Origin of the sequence: Stenotrophomonas sp. HITSZ_GD (assembly GCF_029543105.1) — a bacterium.
Lineage (GTDB): Bacteria > Pseudomonadota > Gammaproteobacteria > Xanthomonadales > Xanthomonadaceae > Stenotrophomonas_A.
This window is the reverse complement of sequence record NZ_JARQXB010000016.1, coordinates 31,318-58,225: the sequence shown is the minus strand read 5'-3', so window position 1 is coordinate 58,225 and position 26,908 is coordinate 31,318. Positions and strand designations below refer to the sequence as shown.

General features: G+C 64.7%; 30 protein-coding genes and 1 other RNA gene. 11 read left to right on the top strand and 20 right to left on the bottom strand.

The features are described from left to right. Positions 1-196 precede the first annotated feature (196 nt). The 4 genes from dnaJ to hrcA form a co-directional block, all read right to left on the bottom strand. A complete protein-coding gene (dnaJ, locus tag P6166_RS14650; RefSeq protein ID WP_277765185.1) occupies positions 197-1,321 on the bottom strand; it encodes a molecular chaperone DnaJ in 1,125 nt (374 codons plus the stop codon). 95 nt (positions 1,322-1,416) lie between these two features. Continuing rightward, positions 1,417-3,342, bottom strand: coding sequence for a molecular chaperone DnaK (dnaK, locus tag P6166_RS14645; protein ID WP_277765184.1), 1,926 nt, complete (start codon positions 3,340-3,342; stop codon positions 1,417-1,419). 155 nt (positions 3,343-3,497) lie between these two features. Further along, positions 3,498-4,016, bottom strand: a complete 519-nt coding sequence (gene grpE, locus P6166_RS14640; protein WP_277765183.1) for a nucleotide exchange factor GrpE — start codon at positions 4,014-4,016, stop codon at positions 3,498-3,500. Positions 4,017-4,131: 115 nt separating this feature from the next. After that, on the bottom strand, positions 4,132-5,181 hold the full coding sequence (hrcA, locus tag P6166_RS14635) for a heat-inducible transcriptional repressor HrcA (RefSeq protein ID WP_277765182.1): 1,050 nt from the start codon (positions 5,179-5,181) through the stop codon (positions 4,132-4,134). Positions 5,182-5,304: 123 nt separating this feature from the next. On the opposite strand from hrcA, the gene recN reads away from it, so the two are divergent. Further along, the gene (recN, locus tag P6166_RS14630; RefSeq protein WP_277765181.1) at positions 5,305-6,972 is read left to right on the top strand and encodes a DNA repair protein RecN; all 1,668 of its coding nucleotides are present in this window, start codon (positions 5,305-5,307) and stop codon (positions 6,970-6,972) included. Positions 6,973-7,066: 94 nt separating this feature from the next. Here recN and fur read toward each other — a convergent pair whose 3' ends face one another. After that, the gene (gene fur / locus P6166_RS14625) at positions 7,067-7,477 is read right to left on the bottom strand and encodes a ferric iron uptake transcriptional regulator (protein ID WP_277765180.1); all 411 of its coding nucleotides are present in this window, start codon (positions 7,475-7,477) and stop codon (positions 7,067-7,069) included. Between the two features lie 104 nt (positions 7,478-7,581). Here fur and bamE point away from each other — a divergent pair, with 104 nt between their 5' ends. After that, the gene (bamE, locus tag P6166_RS14620) at positions 7,582-7,977 is read left to right on the top strand and encodes an outer membrane protein assembly factor BamE (RefSeq protein ID WP_277765179.1); all 396 of its coding nucleotides are present in this window, start codon (positions 7,582-7,584) and stop codon (positions 7,975-7,977) included. On the opposite strand, the gene P6166_RS14615 is transcribed toward bamE, so the two are convergent. Together P6166_RS14615 and P6166_RS14610 are read right to left on the bottom strand one after the other, a co-directional pair. Beyond that, entirely contained in the window at positions 7,974-8,246 is a 273-nt protein-coding gene (locus P6166_RS14615) for an RnfH family protein (protein WP_277765178.1), read from the bottom strand. The genes bamE and P6166_RS14615 overlap by 4 nt on opposite strands. 5 nt (positions 8,247-8,251) lie before the next feature. After that, complete coding sequence (locus tag P6166_RS14610; protein WP_277765177.1) at positions 8,252-8,680, bottom strand: type II toxin-antitoxin system RatA family toxin; 429 nt, start codon at positions 8,678-8,680, stop codon at positions 8,252-8,254. Between the two features lie 60 nt (positions 8,681-8,740). Here P6166_RS14610 and smpB point away from each other — a divergent pair, with 60 nt between their 5' ends. Together smpB and ssrA are read left to right on the top strand one after the other, a co-directional pair. After that, entirely contained in the window at positions 8,741-9,244 is a 504-nt protein-coding gene (gene smpB / locus P6166_RS14605; protein ID WP_130318263.1) for an SsrA-binding protein SmpB, read from the top strand. Positions 9,245-9,347: 103 nt separating this feature from the next. After that, positions 9,348-9,700, top strand: a transfer-messenger RNA (tmRNA) gene (gene ssrA, locus P6166_RS14600). Between the two features lie 82 nt (positions 9,701-9,782). Here the strand turns inward: ssrA and P6166_RS14595 are convergent. The 4 genes from P6166_RS14595 to P6166_RS14580 form a co-directional block, all read right to left on the bottom strand. After that, complete coding sequence (locus tag P6166_RS14595) at positions 9,783-10,250, bottom strand: hypothetical protein (RefSeq protein WP_277765176.1); 468 nt, start codon at positions 10,248-10,250, stop codon at positions 9,783-9,785. Between the two features lie 337 nt (positions 10,251-10,587). Continuing rightward, positions 10,588-11,235, bottom strand: coding sequence for a hypothetical protein (locus tag P6166_RS14590; RefSeq protein ID WP_277765175.1), 648 nt, complete (start codon positions 11,233-11,235; stop codon positions 10,588-10,590). A 65-nt stretch (positions 11,236-11,300) separates the two neighbouring features. Continuing rightward, entirely contained in the window at positions 11,301-11,684 is a 384-nt protein-coding gene (locus P6166_RS14585; protein ID WP_277765174.1) for a hypothetical protein, read from the bottom strand. Next, positions 11,681-12,781 (bottom strand): hypothetical protein, encoded by a 1,101-nt coding sequence (locus P6166_RS14580; RefSeq protein WP_277765173.1) that lies wholly within the window; start codon positions 12,779-12,781, stop codon positions 11,681-11,683. Before P6166_RS14580 ends, P6166_RS14585 begins: the two co-directional genes overlap by 4 nt. Positions 12,782-13,101: 320 nt before the next feature. Between P6166_RS14580 and P6166_RS14575 the strand changes: the two genes are divergently transcribed. Together P6166_RS14575 and P6166_RS14570 are read left to right on the top strand one after the other, a co-directional pair. Further along, complete coding sequence (locus P6166_RS14575; RefSeq protein ID WP_277765172.1) at positions 13,102-13,755, top strand: DUF5343 domain-containing protein; 654 nt, start codon at positions 13,102-13,104, stop codon at positions 13,753-13,755. A gap of 23 nt (positions 13,756-13,778) precedes the next feature. Continuing rightward, positions 13,779-14,345 (top strand): Swt1 family HEPN domain-containing protein, encoded by a 567-nt coding sequence (locus P6166_RS14570; RefSeq protein ID WP_277765171.1) that lies wholly within the window; start codon positions 13,779-13,781, stop codon positions 14,343-14,345. Positions 14,346-14,672: 327 nt separating this feature from the next. On the opposite strand, the gene P6166_RS14565 is transcribed toward P6166_RS14570, so the two are convergent. The 6 genes from P6166_RS14565 to P6166_RS14540 form a co-directional block, all read right to left on the bottom strand. Further along, positions 14,673-15,020, bottom strand: a complete 348-nt coding sequence (locus P6166_RS14565) for a hypothetical protein (protein WP_277765170.1) — start codon at positions 15,018-15,020, stop codon at positions 14,673-14,675. Beyond that, positions 15,017-15,220 carry a helix-turn-helix domain-containing protein gene (locus tag P6166_RS14560; protein WP_277765169.1) on the bottom strand — a complete coding sequence of 68 codons (204 nt, stop codon included), beginning with the start codon at positions 15,218-15,220 and terminating at the stop codon, positions 15,017-15,019. Before P6166_RS14560 ends, P6166_RS14565 begins: the two co-directional genes overlap by 4 nt. Before the next feature lie 115 nt (positions 15,221-15,335). Further along, positions 15,336-15,533, bottom strand: a complete 198-nt coding sequence (locus P6166_RS14555; protein ID WP_277765168.1) for a hypothetical protein — start codon at positions 15,531-15,533, stop codon at positions 15,336-15,338. Positions 15,534-15,972: 439 nt separating this feature from the next. Beyond that, positions 15,973-16,239 (bottom strand): hypothetical protein, encoded by a 267-nt coding sequence (locus P6166_RS14550; protein ID WP_277765167.1) that lies wholly within the window; start codon positions 16,237-16,239, stop codon positions 15,973-15,975. A gap of 13 nt (positions 16,240-16,252) precedes the next feature. Further along, complete coding sequence (locus P6166_RS14545; RefSeq protein ID WP_277765166.1) at positions 16,253-17,908, bottom strand: DUF6119 family protein; 1,656 nt, start codon at positions 17,906-17,908, stop codon at positions 16,253-16,255. A 489-nt stretch (positions 17,909-18,397) separates the two neighbouring features. Beyond that, the gene (locus tag P6166_RS14540) at positions 18,398-18,640 is read right to left on the bottom strand and encodes a hypothetical protein (RefSeq protein ID WP_277765165.1); all 243 of its coding nucleotides are present in this window, start codon (positions 18,638-18,640) and stop codon (positions 18,398-18,400) included. A 352-nt stretch (positions 18,641-18,992) separates the two neighbouring features. Between P6166_RS14540 and P6166_RS14535 the strand changes: the two genes are divergently transcribed. The 4 genes from P6166_RS14535 (at position 18,993) to P6166_RS14520 (ending at position 22,560) form a co-directional block, all read left to right on the top strand. Further along, the gene (locus P6166_RS14535; protein ID WP_277765164.1) at positions 18,993-19,769 is read left to right on the top strand and encodes a DUF3011 domain-containing protein; all 777 of its coding nucleotides are present in this window, start codon (positions 18,993-18,995) and stop codon (positions 19,767-19,769) included. A gap of 135 nt (positions 19,770-19,904) precedes the next feature. After that, on the top strand, positions 19,905-20,171 hold the full coding sequence (locus P6166_RS14530) for a hypothetical protein (protein ID WP_277765163.1): 267 nt from the start codon (positions 19,905-19,907) through the stop codon (positions 20,169-20,171). Between the two features lie 284 nt (positions 20,172-20,455). Continuing rightward, positions 20,456-22,147 carry an EAL domain-containing protein gene (locus tag P6166_RS14525; protein ID WP_277765162.1) on the top strand — a complete coding sequence of 564 codons (1,692 nt, stop codon included), beginning with the start codon at positions 20,456-20,458 and terminating at the stop codon, positions 22,145-22,147. A gap of 110 nt (positions 22,148-22,257) precedes the next feature. Next, the gene (locus P6166_RS14520) at positions 22,258-22,560 is read left to right on the top strand and encodes a hypothetical protein (RefSeq protein WP_277765161.1); all 303 of its coding nucleotides are present in this window, start codon (positions 22,258-22,260) and stop codon (positions 22,558-22,560) included. A gap of 15 nt (positions 22,561-22,575) precedes the next feature. Here P6166_RS14520 and P6166_RS14515 read toward each other — a convergent pair whose 3' ends face one another. Then, positions 22,576-22,824, bottom strand: coding sequence for a hypothetical protein (locus P6166_RS14515; protein WP_277765160.1), 249 nt, complete (start codon positions 22,822-22,824; stop codon positions 22,576-22,578). 275 nt (positions 22,825-23,099) lie between these two features. On the opposite strand from P6166_RS14515, the gene P6166_RS14510 reads away from it, so the two are divergent. Continuing rightward, complete coding sequence (locus P6166_RS14510) at positions 23,100-23,279, top strand: hypothetical protein (RefSeq protein WP_277765159.1); 180 nt, start codon at positions 23,100-23,102, stop codon at positions 23,277-23,279. On the opposite strand, the gene P6166_RS14505 is transcribed toward P6166_RS14510, so the two are convergent. Together P6166_RS14505 and P6166_RS14500 are read right to left on the bottom strand one after the other, a co-directional pair. Further along, complete coding sequence (locus P6166_RS14505; protein ID WP_277765158.1) at positions 23,267-24,583, bottom strand: acetamidase/formamidase family protein; 1,317 nt, start codon at positions 24,581-24,583, stop codon at positions 23,267-23,269. The genes P6166_RS14510 and P6166_RS14505 overlap by 13 nt on opposite strands. Positions 24,584-24,711: 128 nt before the next feature. Beyond that, positions 24,712-26,757, bottom strand: a complete 2,046-nt coding sequence (locus tag P6166_RS14500; protein ID WP_277765157.1) for a ferritin-like domain-containing protein — start codon at positions 26,755-26,757, stop codon at positions 24,712-24,714. Between the last annotated feature and the right edge of the window lie 151 nt (positions 26,758-26,908).

Here is a 26,908-nt window from a genome sequence, read left to right as displayed (position 1 = left end):
GGGGGCGTGGGGCGACATGGATGTCGCCCTACGAGCCCCGCATGGATGCGGAAGTTGGCGTCCCCCGCCAGGGCATCCCCCCGGGCGCCCGCGCGATATCAACCGAAGCGCCGCAACGCAACAAACCAAACCCCCAGCAAAGCAAAAGGCCGCCATGAAAGGCGGCCTTCGGGTCAGCACTAGCACTGGAATGGAATCAGGAGGTCATCCGATCCCAGAACCCCTTCACCCCGTCCATGAAAGTCGCGGACTTGGGCGAATGCTTGCGCGCCTCCTCGCCGGAGAAGGTCGCCTCGAACTGTTCCAGCAGCTTGCGCTGTTCGGCCGTCAGGTTGACCGGCGTCTCCACCACCACCCGGCAGTACAGATCGCCCGGCCCGCGGCTGCGCACCGAACGCACGCCCTTGCCACGCAGGCGGAACAGTTTGCCCGTCTGCGTCTCGGCCGGAATGCGGATTTCCGCCTCCCCACCCAGCGTGGCCACGCGCACCGTATCACCCAGCGCCGCCTGCGTGATGCGGATCGGCACCTCGCAGTGCAGGTCGTCCCCATCGCGGCGGAAGATATCGTGCTCGCGCACGCGCACTTCCACGTACAGATCGCCCGGCGGCGTACCGGCCGGGCCGGCCTCGCCTTCGCCCGCCAGGCGAATGCGGTCGCCGTTGTCCACGCCGGCGGGAATCTTCACCGACAGGACCTTCTCGTCCTCGATGCGCCCCGCCCCGTGGCAGGTCTTGCACGGATTCTGGATGATCGTGCCGCGCCCCGCGCAATGCGGGCAGCTCTGCTGCATCGCGAAGATGCCGCGCTGGATGCGCACCTGGCCGCGCCCCTGGCAGGTGGCGCAGGTCTCGACCTTGCCGTCCTCCGAACCGCTGCCATGGCAGGGCTCGCATTCGACCAGCGTCGGGATCTCGATGCGCCGCTCGATGCCACTGACCGCCTCTTCCAGGTCCAGCTCGATCACGTAGCCGATGTCGGCGCCGCGCCGCGCCGCGCGCGGGCCACCGCCGCCACCGAAGATGTTGCCGAAGATGTCGCCGAAGATATCGCCCATGTCCGGGCCACCCGGCCCGCCGCCACCGCCCATGCCGTGCTCGAAAGCCGCATGGCCGTGCGCGTCGTACATCCGCCGCTTGTTGCCGTCGGAGAGGACCTCGTAGGCTTCCTTGCATTCCTTGAACGAAGCCTCCGCCGCCGCATCGCCCGGGTTGCGGTCGGGGTGGTACTTCATCGCGCAACGGCGATAGGCCTTCTTCAGTTCATCGTCGCTGGCGCCACGGGCCACGCCCAGGACTTCGTAATAATCGCGCTTGCTCATGGGGGACTACGGGAACCTGTGTAGGGATGACGGGGGCAGATGAGGCGAAGGAGCGATGCCGGGGCACCGCTCCTTCGCTTTATCGGCTGGACGACTTACTTCTTGTCGTCCTTGACCTCGGTGAACTCGGCGTCCACCACGTCGTCGCCACCGCGACCGGCAGCACCGGCATCCGGGCCCGGGCCGGCCGCGCCGCCCTGCTCGGACGCCGCCGCCGCCGCGTACAGCGACTGCCCGGCCTCTTCCAGCGCCTTGGTCTTGGCCTCGATCTGGCCCTTGTCGTCGCCCTTCATCGCCGTCTCCAGGTCCGACAGCGCCGATTCGACGCGGCCGATCACATCGCCGCCCACCTTGCTGCCGTGCTCGGTGATGGCGGTGCGGGTGGCGTGGATCAGGCCATCGGCCTGGTTGCGCGCCTGCACCAGCTCGTGGAACTTCTTGTCTTCCTCGCGGTGCGCCTCGGCGTCGGCGACCATCCGCTGGATCTCGTCGTCCGACAGGCCCGAGCCGGCCTTGATCTCGACCTTCTGTTCCTTGTTGGTCTTCTTGTCCTTGGCCGACACGTGCAGGATGCCGTTGGCGTCGATGTCGAAGGACACCTCCACCTGCGGCAGGCCGCGCGGCGCCGGCTCGATGCCGGAGAGGTCGAACTTGGCCAGCGACTTGTTGAAGCGGGCCTGCTCGCGCTCACCCTGCAGCACGTGCACGGTCACGGCCGACTGGTTGTCCTCGGCGGTGGAGAACACCTGCGAGGCCTTGGTCGGGATGGTGGTGTTCTTCTCGATGATCTTGGTGAACACGCCGCCCATGGTCTCGATGCCCAGCGACAGCGGGGTCACGTCCAGCAGCAGCACGTCCTTCACGTCGCCGGCCAGCACGCCGCCCTGGATCGCCGCGCCCAGCGCGACCGCTTCGTCCGGGTTGACGTCCTTGCGCGGCTCCTTGCCGAAGAACTCGGCCACGGCCTGCTGCACCTTCGGCATGCGGGTCTGGCCGCCAACCAGGATCACCTCGTTCACGTCGCTGGCGCGCAGGCCGGCGTCGTTGAGCGCGGTGCGGCACGGCTCGATCGACTTGCGGATCAGGTCTTCCACCAGCGCTTCGAGCTTGGCGCGGGTCAGCTTGATGTTCAGGTGCTTCGGGCCCGACGCGTCGGCGGTGACGTACGGCAGGTTGACCTCGGTCTGCTGCGCGGAAGACAGCTCGATCTTGGAGCGCTCGGCCGCGTCCTTCAGGCGCTGCAGGGCCAGCGGGTCCTTGCGCAGGTCGATGCCCTGGTCCTTCTGGAATTCCTCGACGAGGTAGTCGATGACGCGCTTGTCGAAGTCCTCGCCACCCAGGAAGGTGTCGCCGTTGGTGGCCAGCACTTCGAACTGCTTCTCGCCGTCCACCGAGGCGATCTCGATGATCGACACGTCGAAGGTGCCGCCGCCCAGGTCGTACACGGCGATCTTGCGGTCCCCGCCTTCCTTGTCCAGGCCATAGGCCAGCGCGGCGGCGGTCGGCTCGTTGATGATGCGCTTGACGTCCAGGCCGGCGATGCGGCCGGCGTCCTTGGTCGCCTGGCGCTGGCTGTCGTTGAAGTAGGCCGGCACGGTGATGACCGCCTCGGTGACCGTCTCGCCCAGGAAGGCTTCGGCGGTCTTCTTCATCTTCTCCAGCACCTGCGCGGAGATTTCCTGCGGCGCCAGCTTCTTGCCGTCGGCGGTGGCCACCCAGGCGTCGCCGTTGTCATGCTGGACGATGCCGTAGGGCACCAGGTCCAGGTCCTTCTGCACTTCGGCGTCGGTGAACTTGCGGCCGATCAGGCGCTTCACCGCGTAGAAGGTGTTCTTGGGGTTGGTGACGGCCTGGCGCTTGGCCGAGGCGCCCACCAGGACTTCGCCGTCCTTGGTGTAGGCGACGATCGAAGGCGTGGTGCGGTCGCCTTCGGAATTCTCGATGACGCGGGCCTTGCCGCCATCCATGATCGCCACGCAGGAATTGGTGGTGCCCAGGTCGATACCGATGATCTTGCCCATGAGGGATGACTCCTGAAGAGATGCTTGGTCGTTCTGCCGGCGCGATGCCGGCGGCTGGATCGGATGTGGGGATGGCCGAAACCCATTCAAGCCATCACCGCGAAACTGCGTTCTGTCCGGCGCCGGCCACGTTCACGCGTGGCCGCGCCGGCGGGTCAATCGTGCTTGGCCACCACCACCAGCGCGGGGCGCAGCAGGCGGTCGTTGAGCAGGTAGCCCTTCTGGAACACCTGGGCCACGTGGCCCGGCGCCACGGCGGCGGCGTCGATCTGGCTGATCGCCTGGTGGTGTTCCGGGTTGAACGGCTGGCCGGTCGGGTCCAGCAAGGTGAGGCCATTGTCGGCGGCGACCTTCAGCAGCTGCTTGTAGGTCAGCTCCAGGCCATCGCGCAGCGGGCTCGGCTCGGCGCCGGCCGCGGCCAGGCCGGCGTCCAGGCTGTCGAACACCGGCAGCAGTTCGCCCAGCAGCTTCTCGTTGGCGAAACGGCGCGCCTGCTCGACGTCGCGGGCGATGCGCTTGCGCTGGTTCTCCAGGTCGGCCCGCTCGCGCAGGGCGTCGGCCTTGACCAGGGCGATCTCGCTGCGCAGCGACTCCAGCTCCTCCTGGAGCGGGTCGGTGGGCGCGGCGGCCTGCTGGGGGTTCTCGGAATCGAATTCGGGCTGGTCTTGGTTCATTTGCGCGTCCATGGGCAGGCGACACCCCGCCCCTGCCCGCGCTATGTGGGCGCCGATGGATTGTTTCAAGCGCCCGATCGGGACAATCGTCGCCGGCTATCGCCGGCCCGCGGCCTCAGCCCGGCGGCGGCTCCATCGCCGCGCCCAGTTCGCGCGCGGCGGTCTGCACCAGCGGGATGACCCGTTCGTAGGCCATGCGCTTGGGGCCGATCACCCCCAGCACGCCGAGCACCCGCCCGTGGGCGGCATACGGCGCGGTCACCAGCGAGACATCGCCCAGCGGCAGCATGCCGGTCTCCTCGCCAATGAAGATACGCACGCCCGGGGCCTGGATGGTGCGCTCCAGCAGCTGCAGGATCTCGCGCTTGCTGGCGAAGGCCTCGAACAGCTCGCGCAGGCGGTCCAGGTCGGAGAGGTCCTGCACACCCATCAGCCGGGTCTGCCCGGCCAGCACGATGTCCTCGGCCGAAGGCGGCACCAGTACCTCGTCGGCCAGCGCCACGCTGTGGGCGAGCAGCTGCTCCATCTCGTCCTTGGCCGTGCGCAGCTCGCGCATCAGGCTGGCGCGGATATCGGCCAACGCGCGGCCGGCGAAGTGGGTATTGAGATAGTTGGCCACGCGCTCCAGCTCGGCCGGGTCGAAGGACCGGCGGGGCTCGATCACCCGGTTCTGCACCTCGTTGTCGGCAAACACCAGGATCGCCAGCACCCGGCGCGCGTCCAGGGCCACGAAATCGATATGGCGGAAGGCGAACTGCTCGCGCCGCGGCGCGCTGACCACGCCGACGAAATGGGTCATCGCCGAGAGCATCTCCGAGGCGCTGCCCAGCAGCGACTGGGTGCCGGCGCCGCTGGCCAGCTCGCTGCGCAGGCGGCGCACCTCCTCCTCGGCCGGCGGCTGCATCTGCACCAGGCTGTCGACGAACACGCGGTAGCCGTGCGCGGTGGGCACGCGCCCGGCCGAGGTATGCGGCGAGGCCAGCAGGCCCAGGTCCTCCAGGTCCGCCAGCACGTTGCGGATGGTCGCCGCGCTGATATCCAGCCCGGCGTGCTGGGCCAGGGTCTTGGACCCGACCGGTTCGCCATCATGGATGTAGCGCGAGATCAGCGTGCGCAGCAGGTGCCGGGCGCGGGGATCGAGCGAGGGGGTGGAAGGCGGGCGCATGGGATCAGCCAGTGAGACGCGTCACTAGATAATGACTGCGCGGCGGCTTGGCAAGCACCGTCCGCCCTTTCCTGCCGCCGCCCCGACCGCCTAAGCTTTTACCGTTCATCGACCACCGACCCCATGCTGACCCATCTTTCGATCAAGGATTTCGCCGTCGTCCGCGCCACCGAGCTGGAATTCGGCCCCGGCATGACCGTGGTGTCGGGCGAGACCGGCGCGGGCAAGTCGCTGATGGTGGACGCCCTGGGCTTCCTGTCCGGGCTGCGCGCCGACAGCGGCGTGGTGCGCCATGGCGCCGAGCGGGCCGAGCTGTCGGCCGAGTTCGCCCTGGCCGACACCAACCCGGCGCGCGACTGGCTGGCCGAGCAGGCGCTGGACGACGACGGCCAGTGCCAGCTGCGCCGGGTGATCCGCGCCGACGGTGGCTCACGCGCCTGGATCAACGGCCGGCCGGTGACGCTGTCCCAGCTGGCCGAGCTGGCCGGCTTCCTGGTCGAGATCCACGGCCAGCACGAACACCAGGCGCTGCTCTCGCGCGGCAGCCAGCTGCAACTGCTCGACGCCTACGCGCGCAACGGCGAGGCGCGCGCGGCCGTGCGCGCGGCCACCGACCACTGGCAGGCCCTGCTCGCCGAACGCGACGCGCTCTCGGCGCAGGGCGATGTCTCCGACCGCATCGCGTTCCTGGAACACCAGTTGGGCGAGCTGGAACGCGAGGAACTGGCGCCGGAGGCGATCGCCGCCCTGGGCACCGCGCACCGCCGCCAGGCCCACGCCGCCGCGCTGATCGGGGCGTGCGAGCGGGTCGCCGGCCAGCTCAACGGCGATGACGGCCAATCCGTGCTCGGCCTGCTGCAAGCCGGGCGCCACGAACTCGGCCGGGTCGCCGAACACGAACCGCGCCTGCGCGACGTGGATGCCCTGCTCGACGGTGCGGCCATCCAGCTCGACGAGGCCCTGGCCCTGCTCGACCGCGTGCGCGACGACCTGGAGGCCGACCCCGAGCAGTTCGAGGACATGGAGCGCCGGCTGGGCCGCCTGCACGACCTGGCGCGCAAGCACCGCGTCCCGGCCGAGGGCCTGGCCGAGCACCGCGACCGCCTCGCCGCCGAAGTGCAGCACCTGCGCGGCGCCGACGAGCGGCTGCAACAGATCGACCGGTTGATCGCCACCGCCGCCGGGCAGTGGCGCGACGCGGCCGCCGTGCTGACCGCCAGCCGGGCGAGCGCCGCCGAAGCGCTCTCGCGCACCACCACCGGGCTGATCGGCGAGCTGGGCATGGGCGGCGGACAGTTCCTGATCGAGCTGCAGCCGCAGCCGGGCGACCGCCCCGACCCGCAGGGCGCCGAGCGGGTGGAGTTCCTGGTGGCGGCCAATGCCGGCCAGCCGGCACGGGCGCTGCGCAAGGTGGCCTCCGGCGGCGAGCTGTCGCGGGTGTCGCTGGCGATCGAAGTGGCCGCGCTGGGCCTGGATGCCGTGCCGACGATGGTGTTCGACGAGGTCGATTCGGGCATCGGCGGGGCGGTGGCCGACATCGTCGGGCAGAAGCTGCGCGCCCTGGGCGAGCAGCGCCAGGTGCTGTGCGTGACCCACCTGCCGCAGGTCGCCGCCAAGGGCCACGCGCACTACCGCGTGAGCAAGGCGCCGGTGGAAGGCATGACCCAGAGTGCCGTGGAGCTGCTGGATGCCGGCGCCCGACAGGAGGAACTGGCGCGCATGCTGGGCGGCGTGGAGGTCAGCAAGGAAGCCCGGGCTGCGGCGAAGAAGCTGCTGCAGGCGGCGGGATGAAGGCCGCGGCCCGCGTACCCTACGGCGCGGGCCGGCCTGCCCCGGATATCAAAAAGGCGGCCATTGGCCGCCTTTTCTTGCGCCGCCGCGAACCTCAGCGGCTGCGCTTCTTGCGCACGTACAGCACCAGCGAGTGCTCTTCCAGCTCGTAGCCGTGCTTGGCGGCGATCTGCCGCTGCAGGGCCTCGATTTCCTCGCTCTCGAACTCGATGATCTTGCCGGTGTCCACGTCCACCATGTGGTCGTGGTGGCCGCCGCGGTCCAGCTCGTAGACGGCCTGGCCGCCCTCGAAGTTGTGCTTGAGCACCAGGCCGGCGGCCTCGAACTGGGTCAGCACGCGGTAGACGGTGGCCAGGCCGATCTCGTCGCCGTGTTCGAGCAACTGCCGGTAGATGTCTTCGGCGCTGAGGTGGTGCGGCGCACCGCGCTGCTCCAGCAGCTCCAGGATGCGCATGCGCGGGTGCGTGACCTTCAACCCGACTTTGCGCAGGTCATGGGATTCCATGGCAGTCTCCATTCATAGGCGATTTAGCGCCAGCTGCCTCGGGGTGGGTCGCGGCGACCGCCGGGAGTGTATCATCGGCCTGATTTCACTCGCCTCCCGTACCGATGCGCAATCTCCTGCTGGTCGCCGTTGTCGCCCTTTCCACCGCTGGCTGCGGCATCATCTACAAGCAGCCGATCTATCAGGGCAACCTGATCAAGAAGAGCGCCGTCGACCAGTTGCAGGTCGGCCAAAGCAAGCAGGCCGTCGAGGCGCTGCTGGGTACGCCGTCGATTCCCGACCCGTTCCACGCCGAGCGTTGGGACTACACCTCCACGCAGCGCGTGGATCGCCTGGCCCGCGTGGAGATGAAGAACTTCACCGTGTTCTTCGAGCAGGACCGCGTGGTGCGCTGGGAGGGGGATTACTTCCCGGACCAGGACCTGGCCCTGGCCAAGGCCGCGCCGCGCCAGTTCGGCCGCAACCTGACCAAGGACAAGAAGGGCCAGCGCGGCCGCTAACCGCGCTTCACGCCCGGCATCGGGCCGGCCCGGCGCCGCCGGGCCTCCTTCGGATCGGCCAACAACGGCCGCAGCAGCTCTACCCGGTCGCCGTCGTGCAGCACCTGCGTGGAGCGGACCACGAGCCCGTGCACCGCCACGCCGGGGGCCTCGATGGCCCGCGGCAGGTGGGCTGCCGCGATGGCTTCGGCCACGGTCGCCCCCTCGGCCAGTTCCAGCGTGGACGCCGCGTAGTGGTCGGGCCAGGCGATGATGACTTCCACGCGCATGCGGCTCAGGCCTCGCGGTCGGCGACCCGGACGAAATCGTTGACCATGCGGTCGGCCAGGCCCTGGAAACCCAGTGCCAGCGCCGGCCCGAGCAAGCGCGAGCTGGGTTCGAACTCCAGCGTGAGGGTCACCTTGCAGGCGTCCTCGTCCAGCGCGTGGAATTCCCAGCGCCCCTGCAGGCGCTTGAACGGCCCGTCGCGCAGCTGCATATCGATACTGTGCGGCCGGTGCAGCGTGTTTTCGGTGGTGAACCAGGTCCGGAACGAACCCAGGCCCAGGTCGAGCCGCGCCACGAGGCGGTCCTGCCCCTGTTCGATCAGCTGGGCCTGGTCGCACCAGGCGAACCGCCGCGGATAGGCGGCGATGTCGTTGACCAGGTCGAACATGCGCGAAGCGCTGTGTTCGACCAATGCACTGCGGCGGATGGTAGGCATGCGGGGGACTGCGGGACCGCCCGGCGGGCCGAACGATCGCCAATAGGAGACAATAGGAAGATGAGCAAGAAACCCGGCAAGGATAAAGCAAACGGCGCGGCGGCCCACAAGACCATCGCGTTGAACAAGCGCGCGCGCCACGAATACCACCTGGAAGAGCGCTACGAGGTCGGCCTGGCCCTGCAAGGTTGGGAAGTGAAGTCGATCCGGGCCGGGCGCGCGAACATCGGCGATGCGTATGCGTTCGTCCGGCAGGGCGAAATCTTCCTGTACGGCGCGCAGTTCACCCCGCTGATCACCGCCTCCACGCATGTGGTGGCCGAGGAGCGCCGCGACCGCAAGATGCTGTTGCACCGGCACGAGATCGACAAGCTGATCGGCCGCGTGGAGCGCGACGGCTACACGCTGATTCCCACCGCGATGTACTGGAGCAAGAACAAGGTCAAGCTGGAGATCGCGCTGGCCAAGGGCAAGCAGGCGCACGACAAGCGCGACAGCGCCAAGGAACGCGACTGGCAGCGCGAGAAGCAGCGGGCGATGCGGGCGCACAACAAGAACGCCTGACGGCCGCACAAGCTGAAGCCTGAGCCGCGTCCCGCCACGTCGCCCTTGTGAACCCCCTGCCCCGCCCCTACACTGTGGTGGTCAGCGTTTCACGCTGATCCCCGGGGGTGCACTGGTTTCGACGGGGGTCGCGAAGTCGCTTGGCGCATGCCGAGGGGGCAGCTTTCCTCGTAAATCCAGCCGCAAACTTATAGTTGCCAACGACGACAACTACGCTCTGGCCGCTTAAGGCCTAAGCCCCGAAATCGCTTGTGTCCGTGCTCGCGACGTAGGGTCATCATCACGGAACCGCCTGTGGTGGCTGCCTGTCAGCCACGGGTTAAATAAAGCGGGCTGGCTCCGGGATGCGCTTCGCACATCGTGCTGTTCCGGGGTGAGATTCAACGGTGAGCTAAGCATGTAGTGCCGGGGATGGAGAGCCTTCGGACGGCGGTTCGATTCCGCCCACCTCCACCATTCAAACCCCTGATTTATCAGGGGTTTTTTATTATTTGCTTAGTGAGAATTAGGGCGTACGGACAGTCGTACGGATATCCAATTACGCTGCCGCACAGATGGCCTGGATCAGATCCACGGCGAATGCCGTTAGGACAACAGCCCAGGCCAGGGCGATCGGGACGACGATCCCGAACATTGCCGGATACCAGACGGCGCGCACGCGCGGCAACAGGCTCCGCAGTTCGTCTAAATTCCGTTTCATACCAGCATGGAACGCTTGCGGGTCAATCTCATCACCAGGCTTCCCTACTGCGAATGCCTGGCGCATCAGCACCCGTTGACGAAACAGGAAGCCGAATACTTCCCACGCAAGATAGGTTCCAACCGAAACGCACAGCAGCAAGCCGACACCCGACCACAGCGCGACTGGCAAGCGATCTTCGGCCTTATCCCACAGAAAGAACATTGCGGCATAGCCCACCACGACCAGCCCTTGAACGTACCCGTGAGCGAAGCCGAAAGCCTCGCGGTTCATTTCGCGCTGCGTTGCGATGAAGTCGTCGTCCATCTTCGCCCCCTGATTTCGCGCGAGTCTACGCCCAGAACGAACAAAAATGGCCGCCCATAGGGCGGCCACTTGAACGGAATCGCGTCTAAAGTTAGATCGAGAATCCCTTCGGCGGCGGTGCTTTCATCCCCATGGCCCGCCATGCAGCCAGTCTCGCAAGCTCTCCTGCCAATCGGACAGGCACATTGGCGACCAGGGTTACCAAGTCATCCTCTAGGAATGGCCGCACAGCAATGGCATCCATTGGTAGCAGCTGGCCGTCGTGATAGTCAGCAGCGTCGGCGGGTTCGTTTTGATGGTCAAGCAAGTCAATTCCCCTGTGAATTAGTCGCGCACTTCACCTGCGCACTGTTATTTGATACGAGACGTTGTGGAAAAAAAAGGCGATATCCCCTCTGTCCTGGCATCCTGCGATAGCCGTGTCTATTAGAGAACCGCGGCGATCCACGCCAACGCGACGCCTGCGCTCAACTTCGATGCGCTGGGCCAGAGCCTCGGCAGACTCCCCCGGCTGCTGGGTGATGTGGTAGGTGTGTGTCGACGAATCGACGACGCTTGCCCCACCGTTTCGCGCTACAGACGGCGCAGGCGGCGCCCTGCGCCCGCGAACAGGCGCGGGCATCGCCAGATTGGCGCGGGGGCGCGTAGGCACTCCGGCGCCGCCGATCGCCTGTACGGCCCCGGCGCTTGAAACGTCACTGCCAGCGCCGAGCATCCATCGGCCGGCGCCAAGTAGCGCGCTACCGATAGCGCCGCCTACCGATAGCACCGGCTGGACCTTGCGCATGATCCAGTCGACCGCGGCGCCGACGACCGACTTCACCTTGTCCCAGGCATTGCCGAAGCTGACGACAAGCCACCCGGCGGCCGTGCCGATGGCCTGCCCGATCCAGGTAACGGCCCTGACAACCATCGTGATCTGCCGGACGCCGTTCGCCATCACCGCACCCAGCAGCTGACCGAACGACCGTCCCTTCTCCGACACGCCTTGCAGCTCGGCTGATCGCTTTGATCTCTGCACGGACGGCTTTTACTTCCTCCCGATCCATGTCAGCGCTCCATCCATCCATGCACCCAGGATGGGCGCCGTTTTGCATCGCGCCGCTCGGGTGCTGCCGCCAGGCAAACATGACTTTCCAGATGACGCACACCCCGCTTGACGCTGGCATCGTCTATTCCGGGGAACGCCAGACGAATGCGCCTGGCGGCCTCTTCACAGTCGAATATGAAGGCGCCACGCAGCGCATGACACATGACCATGACTCGCGCACCCTCATCGTTCGATTCACGGACTGACACGATCGCCGCTTCGATCGCGTCAGCCAGCTCCTGCGAGAAAGAAACCGGCGGGCGGGCCGACGCGCGCACTTTGGGGGAAGGAGACCCCAAACCATGCACCCGACCGCCGATTAACTTGGCGAACAGCCGCATCATGCAACTGTCCAGAACTTGTTCGTGTCTGGAACCAGCGAAAGCATGCTGGCCCAGGCGGTGACGGCCATACCGTCGGCCTTGCCAAGCCGTTCGGCGTAAATAGTGATTTCGTCGTTCACCGCTACACCTGCGCGATTCCATGCTCCGATGAACGTGCTGGCGGAATCCCCGGTCAGCTCGCCGAGGACACCAGCAGCGCGCAGCACGCCATCCTGTCCGATGACCGCACCGATGCCAGCCGTGCCGATCAGGGCGCGCAGCTCGTCGAAATGCAGCCCGGCCGCCGCTACGTTTGCGACAGTAAAGGGAGCGAGGTTTGCGGCGCCAAGCGCGGACAACAGCACGTCGTCGGCGGCGCGCGACAAACCAAGAGACAGCGACGTGAGGATTTCTGAACAGAGCTGATCGGGATCGATCCGACGGCGTTCGCTGCGCGGAATTTCGAAACGAACACCTTTGGATATAGACGTTCGCCAGTCGATTTCAGCGCAGAACACTGGCAGCGACATAGCCGGCGCATCCGCGTCGTCCGAGCTTGTGCCATCCTTGTCCACGGTCGCGAATGTAAGCCCGTCCAGATCGCCGCCGGCAACGGTGGCGAAGGCGGCCGCCTCAATATTCCGAAGAGCGACGGGGATGCGCTCGACGACCACACCACCGCTATAGCCGACGGGATGCAGCTCAACAGCAGGCGATGCCACGATGACGCGTGCGCCAGCACGTGCGATGCGGGAACCGGAAACGAGGCCGGCGGCCATGTTCAGCGTGACGCCGGCCGGGGCCACGTTCGGCGCACGAACGACTCGACCATCCTTGCCGATCAGGCCGGGGAGATACGACGTTGTCAGACTTGCTACCATCGATCGAACCGTCGGCTGCGCGATCATGTGCCGCGGCTCGCCATCGGCAGAGAAGCCATGCGGAGCGTAACTCTGCGCGACGTCGGCATCGCCAATCAGCTTGCGCAGCGATAGCGCAAGGTTTGCATCACGTTCGACCTGCTGGTCCGCGAGCATGTTTCGCCATTGGGCCTCCGTGACCATGTTGCGGAACTGGTCAGCGGAAGCGGGATTGCTTGCGGGAGCTGCGGTGTCCATGTTGCTTCGATTCCTCGGTGTATGGCGCTAGTGTCAACCCCACCGAATGTCCGTTCCATTGCAAGAATTTCCGCGCTGCCGCGACGCCTATCGAAGCGCGGGCCCGTCTACACCTGGCCTCCAGCCTCCCAACAGGTTCTCTAGGGTGTTCGCGTGACGGGGATAAACATAAAAGTCACTTTCGAGGGGCACGCACACCGCAAATGTGGCGGTGTCGACGACCCCGCATCCCCTACCCCTTCCGGGAGGACCCATGGTTGCAAACTCTGAGACAAAGGCCGCAGAATCTGACTGAATAATCCGAACAGGGGAAATGGGCGATGGCTGATGATAGGCTTCCGTACGTAATGGCATATGGTGCGATTACGAAGGCACTCGAAAAGATTAAGGCGGCCGCGACACCCGATAGATTTACACAGGACTTTCTCGCCACCAAGCTAGGCATGAAAGGTGGCAACGCTAAGTCCCTTATCCCGTACCTCAAGCGTATCGGCTTCCTTGGAACCGATGGCTCCCCGTCCGAGCGTTACAAGCGCTTCCGTAACCCGGCTGTCGCCGGCATTGCAGCCGCTGAGGCATTGCGACAAGGTTACAAGCCGCTATTCGAGCGAAACGAAAAAGTTCACGAATTGAAAGACAATGAGGTCAAGGGGCTAATTGTAGAGGCCACTGGGCTGGAGCCCGAAGGCAGCACAGTTAAATCGGTTCTCGGTTCGTTCAAGGCGTTAAAGTCTTTCGCTAGATTTGACAACCCAATGTCAAGTGGCAACGGTGAAGTTGAAGACAGCAATGAGGACGAGGGCGTGCAGCAATTGGCTGCGAATGAAGCAAAGTCTGAGCAGCAGTCAGGCGGCGGCGCCCTTCATACAAAACTTGGACTGTCTTATACGATTAACTTAAACCTTCCCGCGACGTCCGATATCGCAGTATTCAACGCAATTTTTCGAAGCCTTAAAGAGAACTTACTCAAGTGACCAGCGAGAGAACTGAGTCAACATTGAAACTGTTTGCTATTAGCAACCAGCTCTTAGAGCACGATCTTGACAAAGTTGAGGAGGAATTCGCACTCGATCTAGGCCGCCTGCACACGGCAGTTCTGGTTACTGACGACACCTATTATCCTCAGATTGACCGTGCTATCAGGCAAGAGGCAGCGGCGATGTCGCAGCACTATGAGGTTTTCTATTCACTTGAGAAGACTATTCGCTCCCTAGTGAACGACACCATAGTGGCGACGGACGGGCCAAACTGGTGGACTGGAACTCGTGCTCCGGCCCGCGTCAAGCAGGAGGCGGATAGCCGCCTGCAAAAGGAAATTGATTCTGGCGTCACAGTTCGGTCTTCATCTCCACTGGATTTCACGACGTTTGGTGAGCTTGGCGAAGTCATAAAGTCTAACTGGGACTTGTTCGGCTCTATTTTCTCCAGCCCCAAGGCTGTAGAGCGTGTGATGGCAAACTTAAACACGCTGCGAGGACCCATCGCACATTGCAGCCCTCTCGCTGAGGACGAGGTGGTACGTCTTCGTCTCAGCGTTCGTGATTGGTTTCGTCTCATGGAGTGATAGGCACGAAACACAGTGGAGGAGAAGGGGGCCTTGGGGTCTTAGGGGGTCGCTGTTTACCATATAGCGTGCTGATTTCAGGACTGCGGGGTACATCGGGCGCTATACCCTTCATCACCCTTTGCAGCGTAAGCTTGCCTGTTTCTAGCGACCCCCAAGGCCACCATTACTTGCTCACTGAGTAGAATCAGTTAGTTAGATGGAATAGATGGGGGTCGTGGCGGGGTCGATGGGTGGGGGCGTGGGGGTCGCACTCGATGGGCTTTCGGCGTCGTTAGGACGCCAAAGGGGACAGGACAAGCGTTATTGCCCTGTCCTTGCCCCAAGCTAGATGCGGAATCGCAGCTCGCCGCCGCACTTGTAAGGCTCGCGACCCGACGCGCGCAGCCAGCGGCCGATTGCGTAGCGTTCACCGCGTGGCGCGCCACCCCGGCCCGCCAGCAGCGCGAAGCTGCCGATCGTTAGTGGCAGCCCCTTCAGCCTTACGAGGGCATCAGCGAACCATTCCGGTGCCGGTGCATCGCGGTCGCTACTGTGATACTTGCGCGGCTTCTGCCTGGCGCCGAGGCGCAACGCTAAGAACACGGCATCGGCGGATACCGCCGAACCTGGCGCAGCGCTCTTGATTTCGTCAGCCTTCACCATGTCGGCGATGATTTCCGCGTCCGTCGTCATGCGGCAAACCCCGTGCGCTCGGCGACGAAGCGCTGAAGCTCGCTCTCGGCGATCAGCGTGCGCTTTCCGACCTTGAACGCGCGAATGGCATTCGCGGAAATCAGCTCGTATAGCGTGGATCGGCCAATGCCAATCGACTTCGCGGCGTCCGAAATAGAACGGGCGTGAACTTGGCCTTGCGTTTTACTTGCGCTGTGCATGCGGCATCTGTCCTGGTGCGTCCACCCGGAATTAGGTGGACGCGGACAGATTCATACGGAATGACTCGCGGCTCCATTGCAGGAATTTCCGACCTGCCGCTGTTGCGTTTAAACACTATAGGAAGTCGACCTGCGCCAGCTTGTCGCGCGCCGCGTCCTGCGCTAGGTGGCCGTAGTGCTTGGAAATCATTTCCAGCGACGTGCCGGTCAGCCGTGCGACCGTCACCGGGTCCAGGCCGCCGATGATAGCGTCCGTGATCCACGAATGCCGAAGCGTATACAGCACGACGTCGGGCGGCAGCCCGGCCTTCATTGCAGCCGCCTTCACTCTGGGTGCCCATGCCTGCGGCGTCCAATCTTCTCCGCGTCCGTGAACATGCGTTCGCCCGGCAGTTTGGACTTCGCCAGCTTCTCGAACAACGCACGTGCCGCTGGCGAAACCGGAATCGCACGGGCGCCGGTCTTAGTACTGAACGTTGCGAGCCCATTCCGCGCGTGCCAATCTTTGCGAATCATCGCCGCTGGATCACCGGGGCGACAGCCAGTCAGCGCGACGCATTCGGCTAGGTCACGAAGGTCGCCTTCCATAGCGCTTAGCAGCGCGAGCCGCTGCGCCTTCTCCAGATAGCGCTCTCGTCGCGCGTCAGCCCCCTTGTTCGGCTTGATCGCACCCCATTCAATGGCGCGCTCGTGCGGAATTTCTCGGCGGCTTACTGCGCGGAAGGAACGGTAAAGACAAAATTGTGGGGTCGCTACTCTGTGTAGAGCACGCCACGTTCTAGATCATCTTTCATGATCCGGGCAACATGGTCAGCCAAGCTCTCGCCAGTCTGCTTTTTAAAATCGATGGCAACTTCTTTCTCAAAACTGCATCGCCAGCTGACTTTATCTTGCTCATCAACTACGAGCAATTCGTATAACTCGTGATCCTTCCTCTGCAAGAGATGCGCGGTGAAATTTTTACCATCAACATCGAACTTCTCCGTCTTGCAAATTTCAAATGCAATCAATCCACTCATTGATATACTCTCCTTAACTTGCTCGACGCAGACCAGAGCGCCTAGTCCGCCTTTTTCTTGTTGGTGCAGGTTTGACCTTTGTGATGGGGACATTATTGCTGCAGTCCACCTTGGCCAACATCACATTGGCATACCCCAGTTCGACCAATCTTGCATGAACGCTTCTGAGGATCACTTTGGCGAAAAAGGGCAGGTGAAGATCTGGCTTCTTTGACTGACTAATTATGGCAAAGACAATGGTGTATTGCGCCACATCCCGAACAGAAAACTTCGTATCAACCGGATCCAACGGAAGCTGATGGGTCTTCAAAAGCTCTTTGTTGGCGAGGGAAACATAAGGTTCATGCGAACGAAGCAGTTCGCCAGATACAAGACCCTGGTTAAACAAATGGGCTAGCACAGCAGAACTTCCGTAATGCTTGACATGGATAATTTCTCCACCGCCATAGAGATCGCAAAACTCGACCTTGTCGTGAATTCCACCGACGCGGAGCATCTTTTTATCCATCAAACACCAGCGTCCATTGCTTCCAGCCACAGCAGACTCATTGTAATGCCCCTCATCTCGATGATTATAGACGGGCAGAGCTTCGGGATATTTCAGAATGTCTTTAAAGGACCTTTCGACTGCGCTCACAAAGTCCTTGTCAACTTCGAACCAGCGCCCAGCTGAGAGAATGTAAGACTTCCCGTCATCGTCAATTTCGCAATGAATGCAGCGATACAGCGCCCATCTGTCCACTGTCTTTTCGTCTTCATCAACAGACATCGCGTAATGCTTACGAAGAAACGACAGACTGGGCTCTTCATCTGGATACGCAGCAATCAGGGCCCGAAAGCGCAGATCGCTCCATACACCCTCACCCTTTGAGCTTGTGAATTTAAACCCATCGACCTTTTCCCAATCTACGATATCGGGAACTGCCAGCCAGCAACCATCTACCACACCATTGTTGTGCCAAGCCTCTTTTACCTTGTCGACAAGCATGGCATCTAATTTGGTTGCAACTATTCCCCTGGGGATCAACTGGCGAACTTGATCGATCCATGGAAAATTGGCTTGGTAATCTTTGGACTCGAACTTTTTGAGGTAACGCCGCAATAACGATTTGAGTCCAGGAACTCTGACATCCGAGGTGACCGTTAAAGCATCAGCGCCGGCCAATCTTCTCCCGAGCTTGAAATCCACTGGGCGACCCACGATGCCGCGAACCAAATCGCGTTCAATGTCGACTCCAAAGCTTAACGCTGATGCGGCTTGCGCTGTTTGAACTCTACTGTTCTGATCTTCGACAAATGCCCGCTTGTCGATGCTTCGTAGCGCGTCTGAGTTAATTGAATTAAGCGTCACGATCAAACCGAACCGCTCTTCATAGGCATCAGGGTGCAGCAAAAAACGACCTTGCCCAAAAGTTAGGGCAAAAAGGCGTTGATCGACTGGAATGATGAATGCTGCAGAAGAGGACTGGACAGTCCCAAGAAGCTTTTTGTCGATGTAGCTTTCAAACAGCTCAGCCCATTTGGGTGGCTTAGGCTTTGTGTCCTTGACGAACAGTTGCCCATATTTTGAGAGCCCCTCTTCAATGGAGTGCTCTCTTGCACCATCGATGACAGCATCCCGTGCCGTTTTGACAGACTCACGAAGCAAGTAGATCGTAAACGTAGCCAACGTCTCTCCCCCCTGGATGACGCCACAGACTCTGTATCCCAAGGCTCCGCCTTGGCAGTTCAGCCGAGTGTGCCACCAATTTGGCCGCGTGGGGCGTAGGAAAAGTCTGACTCTGTTCGGCCTGGTAGCCTTATCGCTAGCAGTAGGGGCAGCGTTTTCACGCCAGTCCGAGGTATCACCTGGGGTATCAAAGCAAGCGAATTCGTTGGACCCAAAATTCTTTAGGTTCAACAGCTTGGGTCGGGGTGTTTACAGGCTCCCCCCACCTCCACCAATGCAAGGACCGATGAGGTCCGGGAAAGGCCGGAAACTTCTGCGATGGCAGGGTTTCCGGCCTTTTTTGTGTGCGGTGAAATGACACCGCAGCAACAGATCCTCACTCGCCAAGCTACCTGGCCCTACATCGACCTCAAGCGCCGCCTGACTGCCGCGCTCGCGCGAGACTGATCTGTCGCGTGGGCCCGACCGTCGCGACGACGCACCACTCGCCTATTGCTCCGGCCGCGGACGCCGCCTAACTTCTTCACGGCCCTTGTCGTCCCGGAGCCATTCCTGGGCCGCTTGGTTCGCCAGGCGCTCGGCCTCCTCCTGGCTGCGTCCCCTTCCCGCGTGCAGCAGGATCGCGCAGGGCGTCTCGCTGTCGCCGTGATAAATAAAAACGGTGGAGTTCCAAAGGCCGTTGACCACACTCCAGACTTCCACCGTGCGAACACGGTAGTGAGGGGTATCCATGAAGTGCCACTCCCACAGGACAAACCGGCGAACCGACATGCGGACGCCGCAGCGCCTGCTGCGATTCGTGGGACGTAGGCGACCTAGACCCTGTGCGAGGGCTGCACGGACCGGAAATAGATAAGAAGCGAAACGGCTTCAGGTCCGGGGTGAGCCTTGACCGTGAACCATCGGCTGCGCGCATGCAAGCGGCGCAACGTGAAGGACGGCGGCGAGCCAAAACAGTTCATCTTTCGCGCGAGCCGCCGCGTGCCGGTGCGGGCCGCTGGGCATACGCTCATCGCCAGCGGCCTTCACGAAGGCCGATGAAGCGCCTTGCTAGGGTTCACGCTCGCGCCACGGGGATACCGCCATGAAGTCAGCTCTGTGCATCGCTGCTGTGGCGCTGGGGATGAGCGCAGCGCCGTTCGCCCATGCCGCTATCGCGCAGTTCAACGGCACCTGCCCGGGCGGATATGAAGTCCATGCCGACGACGGCGGACCGGTTTATATCAATGGCCGCGAAGCCAGGTTGAAGCGCTTCAACGAAAACTACTACGAAGCGACCGACCCGGATGGGACGAAGCTGTCGATCACGCGCAGTGCCGATACGCGCGTGCAGATGAGTTATACGCAGCCGGGCGGAGCGAACGGCATCTGCCAGGTGTCCGACGCTTCCACGCCACGGGACGACGAGCGCGATCGCCCACGGTCCTTCCGCCAAACCGACGAAGACCTGCCGACCACCGCCACTTGCGAGTCCGTGGGGCAGCAGCAGACCGAATGCGACCTCGACACCAGGGGGCGCGTTCAATTGGTGCGGCAATTGAGCAAGACCCGGTGCGTCGAGGGTCAAAACTGGGGTCTGAACCGGCACTCGGTCTGGGTAAAAGAGGGTTGCAGAGCCGAGTTTCGCAATGCCTCGGCAACCGACCGCAGCCTCTCCCACGATAGCCGCACGAACACCGGGGCGGACCTGCAGGACGCTTGCGACAAGCGAGCAGGCGCGCCGGGCGTGCTGGTCACGCGGGTTCCGGTGAACGACGACGTCACCGAACTGATCGTCGACTATCCGGACGGTCGCTACCTGTGCATGGCCGGAAACGACGGCCAGGTCCGGTCCCTTACACCGCTGCGCCGGCGCCGCTGAGCTTGAGCCCTCCCCCGTTCCGCGCCAGTCGGGGGATCCGGGCCAGCGTGAGCCGTTAACCAATGTGCGTGGCGGGTGCATGGATATCCGCAGCGCATCCCATACAGTGGTTCCAACGTCGCGCGGGAGACGGAAGTGGAAGCCTGGGCGGAATCGCGTCACGGGGCGGCCGAGGGCTTCAACCAGCGTGTGCACGGGCACACCTGGCTCCCTCGTGACATGGCGCTGCACGAGGTGTACTTGCATGATCTGGCAGCGGGCGAGCGGCCCCTCCTGCGCTGGCTGCCTACCCGGGATATTGGCGTGCGGGAGGCGGCCGCGCTCGCAGTGGGGGTGCCGCTGCTGAGCATCCATCTGGTCCATCGCGTGGCGTCTCCCGGCGAGGCCTCCGCGCCGGAGTAATAAGCGGCGGCGTGCGCGCCGGCTGGGTCGAAGATCAAGGCAACATTCTCCGGCAATGGATCGGCCTGCCATTCCGCGCGCCCTTGCGCCGGGGCTCGATGCACGTCCTCCCCAGCCCCTGCATCCGCGCATCGCGCGCGCACTGCCAGAAGGCGCAGGCACTTGCCGGCCATCCCCTGACCCTCAAGTTTTCGGGCGCCAGGCCGCTTCCGACCAGAGCAGCCCCTTGTGATCTTCCCACTGTCCACCGCCTCGAGGGCACGCGTCACGCATGGAGCAATGCGATGTTCGACCCCTCGAATTTCCAGCATTTTCTTGAGGCCAGCCCCCTGCCCGTGTGGGTCTACGACACCCGGGATCTGACATTCGTCTGGGCAAACCACGCCGCGACGCGCCACTACGGCTACAGCCTGGCGCAGTTCCGCCAAATGACCATCCTGGACATCCGCCCCCCTGCGGCATGCCAGGAAGTGGCCCGCCTGGCGCACAGCGCGGAAAGGAGCGAGGCCAACAAGCCGCGCGTATGGCAGCACCTCACGCGCAGCGGAACGCTGCTCGATGTCCGGGTCACGACCGTGGACCTGCTTCCGCAAGGCTGCGGCCTGCGGCTTGCGCTGGTGGAAGATGTCACCTCGTTCACCTCGATGACGCAGGCGCTGGAGCACATGGCGCACCATGATGCCGGCACCGGCCTGCTGAACCCGCGGGCGCTGGCCCAGGCCTTGGATGGCGGCGCGCTCGGCGCGTGCTACGAACTGGCCAACCTCCGCATGCAAGGGCTGGCCGAGATCGCCGAACTGTTCGGCGGCAGCGTGGCGCTCTCGGTAACCAAGCAGGTCATCCTGGCCCTGCAATCCGGCGGCACGAGCGCGCTATGGGGCTTCCAAGCGCCCAACAGCCTGCTGGTCGCCAGTGCGAACCCCGCGCAGTTGCGAGCACTCGTCACCGAAGCCAAGGGCTGCCTGGCGCGGCCGGTCCTGGCCGAGGGCGGTCAATGGCAGCTTGCGTTGCGCTGCGGCGTGGCGCGATTTCCGCAGGATGGCAGCCACGCCGAACAGGTCATCGCGTGCGCGGGGCTGGCGGCAAGAACCGTGGCCGCCGGCGGCGGCGCCGCCGCTCCCACGGTCTATACGGCCGCCCTGGGGGATCGTTCGCGTCGCCGTCGTCGCCTGGCGGTCGAACTGGGCCGCGCCATTCGCGCGGAGGAGATCGAGGTCCACTTCCAGCCGATCGTGCCGGCCCACGCGGGCCCTGAAGCCGCCGCGCGCCGGAAGTACGAAGCCTTGTCGCGCTGGCGGCTGGATGGCGAGTCCATCTCGCCCGCGGAATTCATCCCCATCGCGGAAAGCTCGGGCCTGAGCAAGGAGCTGCTCCGCCTGGTGATCAAGCAATCGCTGGTCGCGATCACGACCCTTCGCACGTATGGCATCGAGGGCCTGGTCACCATCAACGTGCCGGCCATCGCGTCCGTCATCGCGGACCTGCCCACGGAGCTGATGGCATTGAGCGAGCAGTATGGCGTTCGACCGGATCGCATCGGCGTGGAGATCACGGAGTCCGCGCTGATCGACGACGACGCCCATTGGCGCAAGAGTTTCGCCCTGCTCCGGTACATGGGCGTGCACGTGGCGATCGACGACTTCGGCACGGGCTTCAACTCACTTTCCTACCTGGATCGCCTCCCCGCGGACGTCATCAAGCTGGATCGCACCTTCATCGGCCAGTTGTTCGTGAACGACCGGCAGGCGTTGATCTGCGCCTCGTTGATCCGGCTGGCGCACGGCCTGGGGCTGAAGGTCGTGGCCGAGGGCGTGGAGGAGGAGGAACAGCGCCAATGGCTGCTGCAACATCAATGCGACGAGCTGCAGGGGTATCTCATGGGCCGCCCGGTGCCGCTGCGCGACATCCTGCGCGCGCTGGATGACGCACGGGAACGCGTCATCGCGCCCGGGCAACCCCGGGGCGAGCCCGCATAGCGCGCGCCGATTCCGCATCGAGGGCCGAACGCCCCGCTTGTCCGACGACATGTTCGAGGCCAGCGACCCGAAGGCACCTCGCGACACTATTCGCATCAAGGAGGAACAACATGGCGGGCAAGCTTCGGGTCTTGGCAGCGACGGGGGTGATCCTGTCCGGCTTTCCCACGGCGATGGCCTCGGTGCTCGGCTGGCAGTGCCGCGGTGATGGCTGCCTTGGCTTGTTGTTGCTGTGGATAGGCGGCGGGCTGGCTGCGATCGTGACGACGCTGGCGCTCGTCATCAGCGGGCTGGTCTCGTGGAAACGCGAAGGCGAATTCCCGGACGAAACCTTCTGGTGGATGCTCGCCCCACCGCTTGCATGGGGCGCGGCGTTCATGTTGGTTCACCTGCCTCGCCTGGTGGGCGCCTAGGCCCACGCAGTGCGATCAAGCACTGTTCTCGGGCGGCTTTTGAGTGCAGCATGCGTCGCCTTTGAGCGCCTCCTGCAAGCAGCGTTTGGCGGCGAGTGCCGCCAGATGCCGAGCCGTTTCCTTGTGCCGGCTCCTGCCTGCGTGCAGCAGTATCTGCAACGGCAGGGTGTCGCCATCGCGATGGATGAAGACCGACGAACTCCAGAGCCCGTCGACCAAATGAAAAATCTCTACCGTGCGCACACGGTAGTGGCATGTGTTCATGGATGTGCCCCTCCCACAGGGCGGGCTGGCCATCCGCCAAGCGGATGCGCAGCGCATGCTGCGATACATGGGAAGTAGGCGACCTAAGCCCTGCGAGCGGGCGGCGCGGACCGGCGATGAAGCGGGTGTGCTTCAGGTCCGGATGAGCGTCCACGTTGAATGGCCGCACGGGTCGATGCAATCAACACTATGTAAAGTCGTGCAGTCAGCCGCAAAGCGACATCCCCGTCACGCCCCGTCGGTAACGTGGTGCCACCCCCTTACGGTAGGCGCCCATGGAACCGACCCACGACCAGAAATACCAGATCCTCACTTCGATCCGCGAAGGCAAGGCCATCACGGAGGAAGAGGCGCACTGGGCGGTGCGCAGCGGCTATGCCCAGTTCGGCGAGGACGGCGACATCGACCTCACCCAGAAAGGCCGCGCCGCCTACGACAACAATCAGCTCGACTGAGGCCGGTCATCCACGCTGAGTACCCGCTTGGGCGCCGGCAACAGCGACTTGTCCAGCCGCGCCGACACGCCGACGCTGCGGCCGGCCAGATTGGCGATGTCGTAGCGCACTGCCGAGCCCAGCACCTGCGCCGCCTGCGACAACGTCATGCCGTAATCCTCGCGCAGCCACTGCAGCAGGCCCGTGCTGGCAAAGCGCAGCGCCTCGTCCAGTGAACCGGCCTGCCCCAGCACCATGATCTGCGTGGGCGATTCCACGCGCGGCATGTGGATCGCCTTCTTCTTGATGAGCGAGACCGAGAAGACCACGTCCATCGAAGTTTCCAGCGCATATTGCGAAGTCTCGCCATCGCCCTGCAGCGCATGCGCATCGCCCAGGTAGAGCAGGCCGCCGGGCTGCTGCACCGGCAGGTAGACCGTGTTGCCCGCAATGACCTCGTTGAAATCCATGTTGCCGCCGCTGCGACCGGTATCGCCGGTGGACATCGCCGGCGCGCCGAAGCCGGGCGCGAGCGCGAGCCCGCCCAACATCGGCCGCAGCGGCACGGCGAAATCTGCCAGCGCGCCTTGTGCCTGCGCGGGGCGCGCCACGCCCGCGGCACGATCGAGCGTCCAGCGCACCGGCTTGCCCAGCTCGCCGGCTTGCGGCACCAGGCTGCTGCCCAGCGCGCGCCCCACCACGCTGTCCAGGCTGTCGGCGTAGTCGCGGTTCAACGCCAGCGTGCGGATATGCACGGCCACGGTGTCGCCGGGCTCGGCACCGGCGATGAAGAACGGGCCGTTCTGCGGGTTGCCGAACAGCGCGCGGGTGACGCCGTGTTCGTCCACGCCGCCCGAATCCAGCGTGCGCGTGCGCACGGTATCGCCCGGCCAGATCACCAGGCCCGGCGCGCGGTCCGCATCGAAGGTGTTGGCGTAGTCCGCCGGCACGTAGGTCAGCGTGCGCGGCGCGGTGGGCGCGGCAGGCAGGCGCCAGCCCGTGACCGCATGGGTGACGCGGCGCTGCGCATCGTTCGGATCGGCGCTTTCCACCTGGCCCTCGAGACGGTCGTCGCGCAGGCGCAGGTCGAACCGGTCGCGCGCGCGGTCTTCCACGTCCAGCCGCAGGCGTCCGCCCTGCAGGCTGCCGCGCGCAGCGTCGCCGTCGAGGGTGCCGCTCGCCACGCGGCCCTCGGTGTCCAGTTGCAGCGTGGAGAACGCCGGGTTCCCCCACAGCTCGGTCCGCAGTACCCAGGTCTGCGCCGCGTGGGCCGTAGTGCCGTATGCCAGCATCGCGCCGAACAGCGCGACCACCGCCTTGTCCATGGTGTGCTCCCGATCGATGCCGCCATTTCGGCGGCGATCGTGCCGGGTGTCAATGTGACCAACGGCATGCCGGCCGCCGCATGCGCGCCGCAACCGGCGTAGGCGCGCCGCAGCGCCCTGCCCGGCGCTCAGCCCTGGAAGCCGTTCGTGCGATGGGTGCCGTCGCAATACGGCTTGTTGGACGATCCGCCGCACCGGCACAACCGTGTGCCGGTGACGCGGTTGATCGTGCGGCCGGTGCCGCAGCAGATTTCCAGGTTCCCCGTCACCGAGAGCGGCCCGTTGATCTCCGCCTCGATCTCCAGCACGCCGCCGCGCGCCGCCAGCGGCTCGGAGGCGACGGTGGCCGGTTCGCCGGTCGCCTGGAAGTGGATGTCGTTGTGGCTGCCATCGCAGAAGGGCTTGTGCCGGGAGGCACCGCAGCGGCACAGCACCGCGCGCATGCCGATGGGCTCGCCGTTGAGCACGATCTGCGCACGCAGGCCGAGCGGCCCGTTCTCGCGCAACTGCACCAGGTTGACCGCCGGCGGCGCTTCCTCCGCACCGCCGTCGTGGCGACGGTAGCCGATCGCGCCGGAGGGGCACAGGTGGGCGACGGTCACCAGTTCTTCCACGCTGGCGGCGGCCGGGTCGATCCATGGGCCTTCCACGTTCGCCTTGAACACCCCGGGCAGGCCAAGCACGCAGTGCCGTGCGTGGATGCAGCGCTGGCCGTTGTAGATCAGGTCGATGGCCGGGCCGGGAATGCGCTGCACGCCGTGGCCTTCGTCGATGGGTTCGGGGATGGCGTGCGGGACGGAGGGATCGGTCGCCGGCTCGGCCGGCGGAGCGGCCGCCGCGGCCGGCGAAGCCTGCGGGACGGTCGTGCTGGAGGGCGCCAGCACCGCCGCGTCATCGGCCATGGCGTGCAGGGGCTGCACCGTCTCGCGCGCCCGCGCCAAGCGCTCCACGGTGCGCTTCAAGCCGGCGCAGGTCGCCTGCAGCAAGGCCTCGACCTGCGCATGCCGCGGCAGCAGTTCGCCGCAGCGCATGCGGATTTCCTCCAGCCGCTCGATCAGCAGGTCCAGGCTGGCGGTATCCGGCAACAGCGCGGCCGCATCGCGCAGCGTGGCGAAGCTGATGCCGGCCGTGGCCTCGGGCAGTTCCGGGCTGGCCGCCAGCGTGCCCAGGCACGTCGCCACCGGGGTCAACAGGTGCATCAGGTCGATGCTGGTCTGCACGAGCACGCGCTGCGTGCGGGCGTCCACGCCGCCGTAAGCGAGGGAAAGGCAGCGCAGGCTGTGGTTGTATAGCGCGTTGCCGATGTCCATCAGGCTGGCGGCGGGTTCCAGCGTCACCCACAGCTTGCCTTCCGGCGTGGGCGGGCGCCGCATCACCGGGTTGTGCGCGCTCATGCGCGCCGGGCGGAAACCGGGCCGCGCGTCGCGCAGGGCCTGGTATTCGCGCCGGATCGCCAGGAAGCGCTGGTAGTGCGACGTCTCCTGCGCGGCCGCGGCGCTCTCGCCCTGCTCCACGATCGCCGTGATCGCGATCTGCGCGGTCTTCAGGCACTGCACCACCCGCAGGCCGGGCAAGCGCGCCACCTCGGCACTGAGCTGGTGCGCCGGGTCGCCAATGAACACCCGCTCGGGCCCGAGCGCGGCCACCAACTGCTCCAGGCCGAGGCTGATCGAGCGGTACAGCTCGCCGACGGTGTCGTAGTCGGTGGCCACGCTCATCAGCCGGTCCATGCGGCTGTCGCGCTGGTAATCGCGCGCCGGTTCGAACCCTTCCCCATCGGCCAGCGGGCTGTCTTCCGGGCGTTCCAGGTAGATGAAGTGATCCAGCGTCTGCGCATTGAACGGGGTGAGCTTCACCACCACGCCGGCCGGGTGATAGCCCGGCGACACCGGAAAGTTCTGGTGCGCCAGGTGCGCCGGTGCGCCCAGCGCGGAGAGGATGTTGCACACCGTGGCCAGGTGGCCCATCTCCTCGATCGCCACGCCGAGGATTTGCTGCCGCCAGCGCCGCACCGCGGCCAGCTCGTCCGGGCCGAGGTCTTCGTCGGCGTGCTCCTTCAGGCTGAAGGCGGCATACAGATAGCAGCACATCAGGTGATGCTCGATCTCCGCCGCCTCGGCCAGCAGCCCCCACAGCTGTTCGCGGGAAGTGGGTACGGCAATTTCTTGGCGCATGGCAATCCCTCGGCTTGGGCCAGGCTGCCAGTGTGCCTGCGTCCGTGCCGGCTGCCCATGCATACGTAGGGATGAATGGCATCGCGCGCATGCACGCCCGCGTCACCGTCGATCTGATGCCCTATGCGCGTTGCCGTAATGCGGTGTGCGA